This window comes from Lacihabitans soyangensis, assembly GCF_024343775.1.
GTDB classification, from domain to species: domain Bacteria; phylum Bacteroidota; class Bacteroidia; order Cytophagales; family Spirosomataceae; genus Leadbetterella; species Leadbetterella soyangensis.
Map to the genome: position 1 here is coordinate 1 of NZ_RJUF01000194.1, position 12,854 is coordinate 12,854.

General features: G+C 36.7%; 17 protein-coding genes. 15 read left to right on the forward strand and 2 right to left on the reverse strand.

The features are described 5' to 3' along the window. The coding region (locus EGI31_RS23210; RefSeq protein ID WP_255039578.1) for a transposase at positions 1 to 753 on the reverse strand (753 nt) is incomplete at its 3' end. A gap of 144 nt (positions 754 to 897) precedes the next feature. Between EGI31_RS23210 and EGI31_RS23215 the strand changes: the two genes are divergently transcribed. From EGI31_RS23215 to EGI31_RS23225, 3 genes are all read left to right on the forward strand, one after another. Next, positions 898 to 1,659 carry a rhamnogalacturonan acetylesterase gene (locus EGI31_RS23215; RefSeq protein ID WP_255039579.1) on the forward strand — a complete coding sequence of 254 codons (762 nt, stop codon included), beginning with the start codon at positions 898 to 900 and terminating at the stop codon, positions 1,657 to 1,659. 128 nt (positions 1,660 to 1,787) lie between these two features. Then, entirely contained in the window at positions 1,788 to 2,201 is a 414-nt protein-coding gene (locus EGI31_RS23220) for a response regulator transcription factor (RefSeq protein ID WP_255039580.1), read from the forward strand. An 80-nt stretch (positions 2,202 to 2,281) separates the two neighbouring features. Next, on the forward strand, positions 2,282 to 2,794 hold the full coding sequence (locus tag EGI31_RS23225) for a DUF4199 domain-containing protein (protein WP_255039581.1): 513 nt from the start codon (positions 2,282 to 2,284) through the stop codon (positions 2,792 to 2,794). Positions 2,795 to 2,853: 59 nt separating this feature from the next. Here EGI31_RS23225 and EGI31_RS23230 read toward each other — a convergent pair whose 3' ends face one another. Beyond that, positions 2,854 to 3,426, reverse strand: a complete 573-nt coding sequence (locus EGI31_RS23230) for a hypothetical protein (RefSeq protein WP_255039582.1) — start codon at positions 3,424 to 3,426, stop codon at positions 2,854 to 2,856. 183 nt (positions 3,427 to 3,609) lie between these two features. Here EGI31_RS23230 and EGI31_RS23235 point away from each other — a divergent pair, with 183 nt between their 5' ends. The 12 genes from EGI31_RS23235 to EGI31_RS23290 all read left to right on the forward strand — a co-directional run bounded on the left by EGI31_RS23235 (position 3,610) and on the right by EGI31_RS23290 (position 12,708). Next, positions 3,610 to 4,485, forward strand: a complete 876-nt coding sequence (locus EGI31_RS23235) for a UbiA family prenyltransferase (protein WP_255039583.1) — start codon at positions 3,610 to 3,612, stop codon at positions 4,483 to 4,485. 80 nt (positions 4,486 to 4,565) lie between these two features. After that, a complete protein-coding gene (locus tag EGI31_RS23240; protein ID WP_255039584.1) occupies positions 4,566 to 5,636 on the forward strand; it encodes a type III polyketide synthase in 1,071 nt (356 codons plus the stop codon). Next, positions 5,633 to 6,289, forward strand: coding sequence for a methyltransferase domain-containing protein (locus EGI31_RS23245; protein WP_255039585.1), 657 nt, complete (start codon positions 5,633 to 5,635; stop codon positions 6,287 to 6,289). Before EGI31_RS23240 ends, EGI31_RS23245 begins: the two co-directional genes overlap by 4 nt. Then, positions 6,286 to 7,413 (forward strand): NAD(P)/FAD-dependent oxidoreductase, encoded by a 1,128-nt coding sequence (locus EGI31_RS23250; protein WP_255039586.1) that lies wholly within the window; start codon positions 6,286 to 6,288, stop codon positions 7,411 to 7,413. Before EGI31_RS23245 ends, EGI31_RS23250 begins: the two co-directional genes overlap by 4 nt. Positions 7,414 to 7,476: 63 nt before the next feature. Beyond that, positions 7,477 to 8,004, forward strand: coding sequence for a YceI family protein (locus EGI31_RS23255; RefSeq protein WP_255039587.1), 528 nt, complete (start codon positions 7,477 to 7,479; stop codon positions 8,002 to 8,004). Positions 8,005 to 8,135: 131 nt separating this feature from the next. Continuing rightward, positions 8,136 to 9,017 carry a hypothetical protein gene (locus EGI31_RS23260; RefSeq protein ID WP_255039588.1) on the forward strand — a complete coding sequence of 294 codons (882 nt, stop codon included), beginning with the start codon at positions 8,136 to 8,138 and terminating at the stop codon, positions 9,015 to 9,017. Next, positions 9,014 to 9,454, forward strand: coding sequence for a YHS domain-containing (seleno)protein (locus EGI31_RS23265; protein ID WP_255039589.1), 441 nt, complete (start codon positions 9,014 to 9,016; stop codon positions 9,452 to 9,454). Before EGI31_RS23260 ends, EGI31_RS23265 begins: the two co-directional genes overlap by 4 nt. A gap of 77 nt (positions 9,455 to 9,531) precedes the next feature. Continuing rightward, the gene (locus tag EGI31_RS23270) at positions 9,532 to 10,212 is read left to right on the forward strand and encodes a Crp/Fnr family transcriptional regulator (protein ID WP_255039590.1); all 681 of its coding nucleotides are present in this window, start codon (positions 9,532 to 9,534) and stop codon (positions 10,210 to 10,212) included. A gap of 89 nt (positions 10,213 to 10,301) precedes the next feature. Continuing rightward, positions 10,302 to 10,760 carry a DM13 domain-containing protein gene (locus EGI31_RS23275; protein WP_255039591.1) on the forward strand — a complete coding sequence of 153 codons (459 nt, stop codon included), beginning with the start codon at positions 10,302 to 10,304 and terminating at the stop codon, positions 10,758 to 10,760. A gap of 26 nt (positions 10,761 to 10,786) precedes the next feature. After that, positions 10,787 to 11,482, forward strand: coding sequence for a hypothetical protein (locus tag EGI31_RS23280; protein WP_255039592.1), 696 nt, complete (start codon positions 10,787 to 10,789; stop codon positions 11,480 to 11,482). A 9-nt stretch (positions 11,483 to 11,491) separates the two neighbouring features. Then, a complete protein-coding gene (locus EGI31_RS23285; protein ID WP_255039593.1) occupies positions 11,492 to 12,004 on the forward strand; it encodes a hypothetical protein in 513 nt (170 codons plus the stop codon). After that, complete coding sequence (locus tag EGI31_RS23290; RefSeq protein ID WP_255039594.1) at positions 11,992 to 12,708, forward strand: NRDE family protein; 717 nt, start codon at positions 11,992 to 11,994, stop codon at positions 12,706 to 12,708. The genes EGI31_RS23285 and EGI31_RS23290 overlap by 13 nt, the downstream gene beginning before the upstream one ends. Positions 12,709 to 12,854 lie beyond the last annotated feature (146 nt).

Genomic DNA, 12,854 nt, shown 5'->3' on the forward strand with positions numbered 1-12,854 from the left:
GTCGTCCATACTTTTATTCAAGAGTGCTTTGACATGATACCTATCAAATACTATTTGAGCATTTGAAAATTCTGACTCCACACCACTGATAAAAGAGGGTGATAAGTCTATACAAACTTGCTTGATATTCTGTCTCTGGGTACCTTTAGTTTCCAGATAATCAGCTATTTTCGTAATGGTGTCTGCTCCCTTGCCCTCAGTTGCATGTACTACCCTTGAAGTTTTCATATCCACCGCAACGGTTATATAATCATGCCCCTTTTTAGAACTTGTCTCGTCTATTCCCAATGTTGAAATATCACTATGATCTGCACCACAATAAGCAATTCCAAGCCAATAATTAAAGATATTCCAGATGCGATTGGGGTAAACTCCAATCACTTTGCCTACCTTGTTGACTGGCATTTCTTGCTCTATTAACAACATACTAAATGCCTCAAACAGAAGTGTAAAACCACTACCTTCCCGTGCCCACGGTACTGAGACTTGTTCAACCTTATTCTCAACAGTTTTTACACGTGGTATTTTACAATGTAGGTAACACTTATGCTCAAAAAAATTCTGGTGCCGCCACTTCCTATCTACTCTATCATGTACAGTACTCTTGCCAGTCTTATCAATAAAAAATCCAACTTTGTAGTCAATCGTTAAATGAAGCTCTTTTTGATAATCCCCATCCAAAAACTCTACTTTTGAAACATACCACGGCTCATTTAAACCTAAAGCCAATTGAAATATTTGTTCACTATTCATTGAACAAATATCAGAAACAAATTTTATCTTACCCACTTAATTCAACATAGCACCTGAATAATCAAGCCAATCCCCGAAAAATATGCGGTGAATAAATCTTATTCCTATATTTGGACTCCAAATTTAGTTTTTCAACCCAAAAAAATGAATTACCTAATCTTTATTCTCTCTCTTCTAGCCTTCACTCCAAAAACCAAACCCACCCTCTACCTGATTGGCGATAGTACCGTAAAAGCAGGACAAGGAAAAGGTGAAAACGATATGTGGGGCTGGGGAAGTGTGATTGGGCAACATTTTGATTCGACCAAGATCGATATCGAAAACTATGCTATAGGCGGCAGAAGTAGCCGAACTTTCTTGACTGATGGCCGCTGGGAGCCGATTTTGAAGAAAATGCAAAAGGGAGATTTCTTGATTATACAGTTTGGGCATAACGACGACTGGGCAATAAACGATACCATTAGAGCCAGAGGAACAATTAAGGGAATTGGTTTGGATTCTGTTGAAATTGATAATTTGATAACAAAAAAGCACGAAGTGGTGTATAGTTTTGGGTGGTACATGAGCAAATATGTCAACGAAGCCAAGGCGAAAGGTGTGGAGGTTTTTGTTTGTTCACAAGTACCTTTCAACAAGTTTGAAAATGGCAAAGTGAAACGCCAAGAAGAATATTATCCAAAATGGGCGAAACAAGTGGCCGAAAATACCAAGGCTCATTTCATTGATTTACACGAATTGTCAGCCTTTTACTATGATAAACTAGGTTTTGACGAAACAAAAAAGCAATATTTCACACCAAAAGATAATGTTCACACCAACCTTGCTGGTGCCAAATTAAACGCTGAAAATGTAGCTATAGGAATCAAAAACACCAAAAAATCAAAACTGAGAAAATCTTTAAAGTAGCATTTCTCATGACTTTCTAAATAAAAAAACAGCGTTAATCCGTGTTACTTGTATCCGAGTCATCCGTGTGCCAATAACAAGCATAGCTATTTCCCAAAATCTTACTATTTTTGACAAAACAATTAGATTTGAAATCAATCCTTTTATACGGAATTTCGATGGCCATACTGTTATTTCTTCTGAAATGGCTAGAGCTCCGTTTTGTAGTTTTTGATCATCTTTTTGAAATTTATGCAGGAATAATCTCTGTCATTTTTATGGTATTGGGGGCTTGGGTGATGCACCATTTTCAGCAAAAGAAACAGGAGAAAGAAAATGCAAGAAAAGAAATGGTAGCCATACCAGAGCTGGGGCTGAGTCAACGTGAAATGGAAGTATTGGAACTCATGTCACAAGGATACACGAACCAACAAATTGCAGACAAACTTTTCCTTTCTATACACACCATAAAAACCCACGGCTCCAATCTTTTCGTGAAGCTCGACGTAAAAAACCGCACGCAAGCCCTGATAAAAGCCAAAGAACTAGAAATTTTAGAATGAAAATCGTAATTTCATACTAAAGTATGAGGATCGAAAATCGTAAATACCAGAATATTGCCTAAAATTTAAACCCCAATGATATGCAAAAAATTATTCTTAAAAACGGACTGATTGCAGGTCTTATCGTTTCGATTTTCATGGTCTGTTCAATGGCCTATGTGTACAACTCCGAGCATGCTGAAGGTAGTATGCTCATTGGTTATGTCTCAATGTTGGCAGCTTTTTCATTTGTTTTTATTGGCATTAAAAACTATCGTGACAAAGTATCCGATGGGAAAATTACATTTTTTACGGCTTTTAAAATTGGCATTGCCATTTCGGCTATTGCTAGTCTCATGTATGTGCTTGCTTGGGGAATAGAGTTTCATTTTTTTATGCCCGATTTTCTTGACAAGTACGTAGCTTCCGAAATTGACAAATTGAAAACCCTAAACTTAAGTACAGCCGAGCTTGAGACGAAAACTAAAGAGATTGAATCAAGTAAAGGCTTCTACGACAATGTGTTTTCATTTTCTGCCATCACTTTTGCGGAGATATTCCCAGTTGGTTTGGTAGTAACCATTGTGAGTTCCTTGATTTTGAAGAAGAAGTAATTCTGGAGAAATTATCGCCCTAAAATAGAGGAAACATTATTCTCACTCAAAGTAAATCTCTACAAATCAGCTATAACAGCTTCTGGAAGAATTTTTTTGAGAGCGGGTTTAATGTTTTCTTCCATACCGAGAACCTTCCAATCCTTCAAGGAAGGGGTTTTCAAGGCCAACATTTCTTTTTTTGCAAAAATCCTGAATTTCTTATTTTCCGCATCAAAAGTCACGTTGTCGGCTCCATACATTTGCTTGAATATATTGGTCGTCATCGTGATAACTTCGTCAATCGGAGCTGAATTTTCGTCTGAAATCACATACTTCATAGTCATCACAAACGAATAACCCGCCTTGGCATAAGTTACCGAATCAGCTGTTTTCAAAGTTGAAATATCTAAAATTTTAGAATCCATCAACAATATTTCAAGTGAAGGGTCTTTCAAAGATTCGTCCAGAGTCTTAACCATCAAATCTCGTGGATATAACTCAAAAAACTTGGGATACATATAGTTCATCACTTTTTCCGAATCCTTGGTTTCTACTACTTTGAGATATTCCTCAAGGGTGTTCCGGAGGTCAGTTTGGGCGGATACCGAAATAGAAATAAGGAAAATAAGTGCGAATAGGTGTTTTTTCATTTTGTGAAATTATTTTTTGTCAAAAATATAAAATTTAGTAGAAATAGTGCCATCACTATTCTGGAGAAATAACTCATATCTATCTTTTTAAGAAAATCATTCTTTCGGAAATAGAAACTTTTTGAAACCTAGCACACCATATCAACGTATATATTCCTAAATTACTTCGAAATACCAGATTGAATGACCAAAAAAGATATTTTTTTACACCTTCGGTTTCCATTTTCGTTGTTTTTGATGCCTATTTATTGGCTAGCTATCAGTCAACAAGTTAATGGCGATTTTGTGAATAATATTTGGATATTTGTAATCCTACATATCTTCATTTACCCCGCCTCCAACGCATTCAATAGCTATTATGACAAAGACGAGGGCAGTATTGGTGGGCTCAAAAACCCGCCAAAAGTGGATGTAAACCTTTGGTATGCAGCCAATCTTTTTGACGCTGTTGGTGTAATTGCTTCCATACTTTTGGTCGGCACTTGGTTTGGGATATTGGTGCTTTTTTATGTTTCGGTTAGTCGATTATATAGCCACCCAAGTGTTCGTTTAAAAAAATACCCCGTCCTAAGTTGGCTAGTTGTAGGTTTGTTTCAAGGGGCATTGGTTTTTATGATGGTCTATACTTTTGGCCAAAATCTTTCCATCACAGAATTTCTTGAGGCAAAAAATCTATCCAATGCTCCTATTTGGCTTGGCTGTATTATGTCAGCTTTGATTCTCTGGGCGGTGTATCCGATCACACAGGTTTATCAGCATGAAGAAGACACTAAAAATGGCGACAAAACCATGAGTATTCTTCTCGGCATTCGAGGCACATTTATTTTTTGTATGACTTTCTTTTTAATGGCTTTGACATGTGCTTTCTATTTTTTGGAACGAAATGATTTCACTCGTTTTATTGGATTCAGTGCTCCCATAGCCCTTTTTATGAACTGGTGGTTTCTTAAAGTGTGGAAAAAGCCCGAAGAGGCAAACTTCAAATACACCATGATTTTGAACTTGATGGCCTCGCTTTTACTCAATTTTTGCTTTATAATCAATGCATTAATGGCATAAACAAATAACGATTTTCAGAGTTTGTCTTTTTACTGACAAGCAGATTTGACCAAACCAATATTTTCGCTAAAAAACAACAAATGAGTAGTATAACACACATAGGCACGGCTGTTCCGCACTTCAAAAATGAGCAATCTGATATTCAAAAATTTATGCTCAAAATGAATGACGGCAGCCCTACTGACAAGCGAAAAATGGGTTTGATGTATGCTCGCTCAGGAATAGAAACTCGTTATTCGGTCATTCCAGATTACAGATGTGAGGCCTCTGAAAGAACCTTCTTCTCAAAATCTGAAGATTTAGAACCATTCCCTAGCATAGAAAAACGGATGGTCAAATACCAAGAAACTGCCCTTCCCTTGGCAGTGAAGGCCGTTGAAAACACTTTTGGTTCATTGAACTTGCCAGAAGGAATTACACATGTAATAAGCGTTTCTTGCACTGGCATGTCGGCTCCTGGTTTGGATGTAGAACTGATACAAGCCCTCAAACTCCCTACCGATATACATCGTACTTCGGTCAATTTTATGGGTTGTTATGCGGCCATTCATGCACTCAAACAGGCAGATGCGATTTGTAAAAGCGAAGAAAAAGCCAAAGTTTTGATAGTATTGGTCGAACTTTGCACACTTCATTTCCAGAAAGAAAACAAAATTGATTTTATCACTTCAAACTTACTTTTTGGAGATGGAGCAGCATGTTGTTTGGTCGAAAATTCAGACAAAGGCATGCAAATGGAAGGTTTTTACTCTAAACTTTTCCTAGAAAGTCAAGAAAGTATGGGCTGGCACATCAGTTCGCATGGATTTTTGATGAGCCTAAAACAAGAAGTGCCTATGCTGATAGAAGACAATATTGCGGATTTTGTAGAAACCAGTTTAATTAGAAATAATTTCAAGAAAAACCAAATCCAAAATTGGGCGATTCACCCCGGAGGAAGAAAAATACTTGATGTGACAGCCAAATCTTTGGGGATAGGTTCAGATGCGATTTCGGAATCTTATCAGGTTTTAAAAAACTACGGAAATATGTCGTCCTGCACTTTGCTTTTTATTCTTGAAAAAATAAAGAAAGACAAATCTGGCTGCACTTTTGTGGCGGGATTTGGCCCAGGAATAACTATGGAAAGTCTAATATTGAATAGTTTATGAAGAAAAGCTATCAAAAAGAATTGTTGGATGCTGATGAAATCCCAGAATCGGATTTGATTCAAAACCTAAAGGAATTAAAATTCATCAATACTTATTTGGGAGGACATGATGTAATCAAAAAAGGCCTAAAGAAGTTCGGAAAGCAAAACCATAAAATATTAGAAATCGGCTCAGGCGGTGGGGATAATTTAATGATGCTCAAAAAACATTTTCCTGACAATGAGTATTCTGGTTTAGACATCAAAGACGTTTGTATTAAGTACAGCAGTTCACTGGATTCTGAAATATTTTGGATAAAAGAGGACTATAAAAAACACAAGCCCATTGAGCCTTACGACTTGATTTTCAATTCTTTATTTTGCCATCATTTTGATGAGAATTCTTTAGTAGAAATGTTGGTTTGGATGAATAAAAATTCAACAAAAGGCTTTTTTATTGGTGATTTACATCGCCATTGGTTGGCTTATTATTCCATAAAATTTCTCACAAATTTACTCTCCAAATCCTATCTAGTTAAAAACGATGCACCCGAGAGCGTAAAGAGAGGTTTTACCAGAAACGAATGGGAGGTTTTACTCAAAAAAGCAGGAATAGAGAATTACCAAATCACTTGGTGTTGGGCGTTTAGACATCTAATTGTGGTCAAAAAATGACGCCTGAAACAAAATACGACTTAGCCATCACCGGTGGCGGATTGGCCGGCCTTAGTCTGGCCATTTTGCAGGCCAAGGCAGGTAAATCAGTGGTTTTATTTGAGAAAAACACCTACCCGTTTCACAGAGTTTGCGGTGAGTACATCAGTTTGGAATCATGGGATTTTCTGGAAAGTTTAGGATTGCCGTTGAGCCAGATGAATCTACCAATTATCAAAAATCTTCAAGTTACTTCACCATCAGGTACATCTTTAGAGGCTCCACTTGATTTGGGCGGATTCGGCATAAGTCGGTATAAACTAGACTTTGAATTGGCTAAAATTGCCAAAAACTTGGGTGTAAAAGTTTTGGAAAGCACCAAAGTAAATGACATTAGAAAAACTGAAACTCAGTTTGAAGTCTATACCGAAAAAGAAGTTTACCTTAGCAAAATGGCCGTAGGAAGTTTCGGAAAAAGGTCTAACCTCGATGTGGATTGGAAACGCCCATTTATAACAAAAAATCGAACTTCGCTAAACCAATATGTTGGTGTGAAATACCACATCAAAACCGATTTTCCGAAAGACAAAATAGCCCTCCACAACTTTTCCGACGGTTATTGTGGTATTTCGGCCATAGAAGATGATTTGTATTGTCTGTGCTACATGACCACCAAAGCCAACCTTAAAAAATCTGACAATAGCATAGCCTTGATGGAAGATAAAATTCTTTCAAAGAATCCATTTCTTCGAGAAATATTCAAAAATTCAGAGAAAGTTTGGCCGCAACCTGAGGTGATTTCGCAAATAAGCTTTGAGAAAAAAGGGCAGTTCGAAAAAGAAATTCCACTCCTCGGTGACGCTTCAGGCATGATAGCTCCGCTCTGCGGCAATGGCATGAGCATGGCGTTTCATGGGGCTTATCTGTTGAATGATTTACTCGAGTCAGTAGAGAATTTGCAAGAAAATTACCCAAAAAGATGGAATCATGAGTTCTCCACCAGACTTCAGGTAGGTAGAACGGTTCAAAGTCTTTTCGGAAATCCAGTAATGACGGATATCTTGATACGAAGTATGAAATTCGCCCCAAGCTTTCTCCAGCTTATTATCAAAAATACCCATGGAAAGAAAATCGGAAAAATTTAAATAAAGTAATTTCCCCGACAATCGTATTCCGCTATTTCCCCCATTTTTGTATCAAAAAATCTCATGAAAAATTACTTTTCCGCATTATTATTCTTGGTCTCAAATACTATTCTTGTCCAAAACTGGACTCCAACTACAAGTGCGGTCACCTTCAAAATCAAAATGCTGGGAGTTAATGTCGATGGTACATTGAAAGGCATGAAAACCAATCTGAAATTCAACAACAACGAGCCTGTTTCGCTATCGGCTACCATAGACTCCAAGACCATAAATACCAGTAACAGCCTAAGAGATAAACATTTAAAAGAAAAAGAAGAATTTTTCCAGCCCGACATTTTCCCAACAATAGGTATGTCTTCTGTTTCGATCCAAAAAAATGGTGAAAATAACTACCTCGGAGTATTCAAAATTACCATCAAAAATACCTCGAAAAACGTAAAAGTACCTTTCACATTCAAGGAAGAAAATGGCAAAGGTGTTTTAAAATCTAGCTTCGAGATTAACCGACAAGAGTGGGATTTCGGAGGAAGTACTCCCGGAATGTCTGACAATGTGAAGGTCTCCATTGTTTTGAACCTTACAAAAAACTAAGCGAGCGAGTGAGACTATTTTGGATTAAAATATTCAAGTTTGAATTTTGGCCATGGAAGGTTTTTTATGCACCTCTCCTGCCCTATTATCTATTTCTAAGTGTTAAATGCCGAAGTCTTACTTTTCCCTCTTTGGTAAACACTTGCCTCCAAAATGGTGGTTTTTTTGAGGAGAACAAAAAGGAAATCCTGACCCAAATTCCTGCAGAATACTTACCCAAAAGCCTTTATATAGAAAGAGATACCGATTTTACATCAATTAATTCTCTAATGGAACATCGGTCGATTGAATACCCTGTAGTGGCTAAACCTTTGGATGAACAAAGGGGGAAAAACGTTGAGATCATCACTGACGAAGCCGAGCTTTTGACATATTATTTGAAAGTTTCAAAAGCATTTGTGATCCAAGAATTTGTACAGTTTCCAATAGAATTGGCCATTTTATACTCTCGCCTTCCTCATGAAAGAAAGGGTGTAGTTAGCTCAATCACAATTAAAGAATTTCTCTCGGTCACTGGAGATGGAAAACAAAGCATTCAAAAGTTGTTGAAGGCCAATTATAGAGCAGTTTTGATTTGGGAGGAATTGCTAATAAATGCAAAAATTGATTTTCAAAGAATCCCTTCGTTTGGTGAAACCATAATCGTTGAAAAAATAGGGAATCATTGTCGAGGAACCATATTTAGAAATGCCACAGAAATAGACAAAGCCAAAACTGCCGCAGCAATTGACAAAATTATGGCGGACTTTGAGGGCTTTAATTACGGTAGATTCGACTTGAAAGTAAAAAGCGTAGAAGATTTATATGCAGCTAAAAACATAAAAATACTCGAACTAAACGGCGTAAATGCAGACGCAGCCCATATTTTTGATCCGAATTATGGCTTAATCCAAGCCATGAAAGATGTCGCTTGGCACTGGAAAAGGTTGGCGGACATAGCGGCTTTTAATCTAAGCCAAGGTTACAGTCCGATTGCATTCAAACCGATTCTCAACAAAATTTTAAAATCATGAATTACCTAATTTTCAAGGTCTTAATTGCCATTGTTTTACCTCAAAACAACCTAACAAACAAAAATTATTTACTCACCAACGGATTTGTTGCCTCGGGTTACGATGTGGTTAGTTATTTTGATAATAAGCCAATGCCAGGCAAAGATGCTTACATAGCTGAATACGAACAGGTTAAGTTCAAGTTTTCATCAGAAGAAAATCTCAAAACATTTAAAGCCAACCCAAAGAAATATGTGCCAAAATATGGCGGTTGGTGTGCTTATGCCATAGGTCTGAATGGCAAAAAAGTAACTGTGGACCCTAAAAGTTACCGCATTTTCAAGAATCAACTATTTTTGTTCTACAAAACTTCAAAAAATGATACTTTAAAGGATTGGTTGGCCTCTGAAGAAGAATTGTTTCGAAAGGCGGAATTAAATTGGTCGAAAATACATTAATTTTAGATTGCGATACAACCTTTAAATATATACATTCGTATATAACTAAAGAATAATCAAACCTAAAAAACCAGAAAATGTATTCTTCACAATATTGGTACCTACAAAATCATTCGCTCTTCAAACACTTAAACAGCAATGATTTAAACGAAATATGCTACATAGCAGCCTATAAAACAGTACGAAAAGGCGATATTATATTTTTTTCAGAAGAAAATACTGGAAGAGTTTTCACGCTAAAAAAAGGAAGTCTCAAAATTGTGAGAATCGATGCCGAAGGCAACGAAATTGTGAAAGATATTCTAAAAGTTGGTGATTTATTCGGCTCTTTGGATTTAATAGAATCAAATGAGGATGAATATGCCATTGTGCTTTCAGACACCGCTACTTTTTGTAGTTTCAAAGCATCAGATTTTGAAAAATTTATCGAAAATAAGCCAGACGTGGCCGTAAAGTACACCAAATGGATAGGTTTTTGGTTTAAAAGACTAGAGAACAGATATTCCAACATCATGTTTAAGGATGTTAAAACCAGATTGTTGAATTTTTTAAGGGATATTTCAAAAGACCATACCACAGATGTAGATGGGTATATTTCATTACCCAATTATCTCACGCATCAAGACATTGCGAGTTTAATTTGCAGTACCCGCCAAACCGTAACCTCGCTTCTAAATACTTTAAAGTCAGAGGGCATCATAACCTATTCTCGGAAAGAAATAAAAGTGAAAATTTCAGTCCTCGAGACCATCAAATAATCGATTTGGTCTTTTAGCCGACAAAAGCGTTTTCTGTTTCATTTTATTTTTGTTTATGAAATTTTTCTAACCAAAAACGATTGGAAATTATGAAAACTTTAATGCTCTTGACATGTTTGGCCTTTCTAGGTTGTACCAATACAGCAGAACCTGAACCTGTAGTTTCTACAACACCAGGTACATCAGAAAACGGGAACAATACAAATACCGAAAACATGGGAATGGACTTTTCAGGGCAAAAATTACTTCTTGAAGGAAAGTTTGTAAACGGAGCTCACCCTACCAGTGGCAATGCTAAAATTTATGAGGCCAAGGATGGTAAAAGAACACTTGTTTTTGAAAATATAAAATCCGACGCTGGACCCGACTTGAGAATATACATAGCTAATGACAAGGCTGTTACCAAGTTTGTTGAACTCAGCAACAAAGTAGAAAACGGCAATAAAATGTACGATATCCCTGCTAAAGTAGACCTCAGCAAACAGAAATTTGTACTGATCTGGTGCAAACAATTTTCAGTACTGTTTGGTCACGCAGAACTCAAATAATCAAAACTTTAATCCAAAAAAACATCATGAAAAAATCAATTTCATTGCTATTGCTGTGCCTATTTTTTACAAAAACTTGGTCACAAAGTCTCGATTTCGCAGTAGCCGCCAAAAAGGAATTTGCACCTTCGGCCTCTTTCCAAAAAACTTATGACCTAGGAAAAAAGAAAAACTTTCAGCTTGGCTGGGGAGTAAGAGCCAACGGTTATTTCAGTGGAGAAAAAGAATATTTAACAGCACCTGCATTATTGACTTCTGGAAAGCAAAGCTTGGCGGCGTTTTTTACCGAATACAATCCTGCAAAAATAGACACCATCAACTTCTCGAAATCTAGTTTGGTTTCTGTCAATGCCCTCATTATTCTACAATATTCATTTAAAAAATCAGCTATCGGATTTAATATTGATGCCCTAGGTTTTACGCTTGGCGGCAAACAAAGCGGAATTTTTAGAGCTTCCGAGTCGCCATCGCTCAACAAAACCACCCAAACGGCCTCACCGACTCCGTTAAACGTTCTGCTGATTTCAGACAGCGACAGAGGCAGTTTAAACTCTGAATTATTCTTTAAACAAACTCTAAAAAACCAAAATGCCCTACGCTTTGGGCTCAGTTTTCAGTTTATGGAGTACACTACAAAACAAGTACTTACCTTCGAAAATGACAGATTCAGACATAAATCTTTGATGCCATTTGTGTCCTACGCTATAAACCTCAAAAAGTAAATCAAAAGCATGGATAATTTCATAAAATACCATCACAATGTTTTGTTGGAAATAGAAAAAATTACCCGACAAATCAGCCATGATGACTTCATTAAAAAGCTTGAAATATTAAGCGGAAGCTCTATAGGACAGCACGTTAGGCACATAGTCGAATTCTATATCTGCCTTTTTTCTGAGAAAGAATATGTGAACTATGATGAAAGAGAAAGAAATCTCTTAATTGAGAATTCGCCCGTTTACACACAAGAGGTTTTAGGAAATTTAAAGTCCCAGTTGTTGAATTTAGACTTTAACAAAAAGGTGATTTTCAAACAAAACATAAATAACGAAGAAGTCTTCCTACATACAAGCTATCAACGCGAACTCATCTATTTGGGCGAACATACGATACATCACTTCGCCTTAATAAAAATCGGAATTACGTCTTTATGTCCCGATTTGAAACTAGATAAAAACTTCGGTGTGGCCGACTCAACGGTGAAATATCGTGAAAATCAAATGGAAAAATCATGTGCGTCTTAACTTATGTTCCGGTTGCCAACAAAGGGTTTATTGTGACCTCCAATCGTGATGAAAACATTCAAAGGCCCATGGCCATACCGCCAAAAAAGTTAAAAATTAATGGTGTAGAGGTGTTTTGTCCGATAGATCCCAGCTCAAAAGGGACTTGGATAGCTACTACCAAATGCTATACCTTGGTGCTGCTGAATGGAGGCAATAAAAAACATAAAGTGGCCAAAAACTACAGACAAAGCAGAGGTCAGGTTATTTTGGAGTTCTTGAAATGGAATGACCCACATACTTTCTTTGATAATTTTTTGTTTGAAGAAATGGAGCCTTTCACACTAGTGCTTTTTAAGAATGAGGAGCGTTCAGATATATCTGAGATTAAGTGGTGTTCCGGAGAAAAATACATGAATCAGTATGATGGAGAAAATTCATTAATATGGTCATCAGCAACACTTTACGACCAATCGGCCGTGGAGAAACGCAAGTCTTGGTTTTTTGATCATTTGCAAAACCACAACCTAGATATTTCAAGTGAAAATATCCTTGAATTTCACCAAAATGGTGGAAAAGAAGACCCCAGAGACAGCATAAAACTCAAAAGAGAAGAAGGAATAGAAACGGTTTGCATTACGCAAATCGAAATTTACCCTAATTCTAAATACCTTTATTTCAATAACTTAACCAACAACACCAGTAATCGTTTCATCATATATTAGAAATTCCTGATGGTCAATCGGATTTTCCTAAAACCGATATATTGATTATCTTTACTGCAGATAAATGAAGTTCTTGCTTACGAATTACAGCAAAATTTAAATAATTTCTAGGCCCTACATTTATTCTTGGCATAGAGTAATGCAGA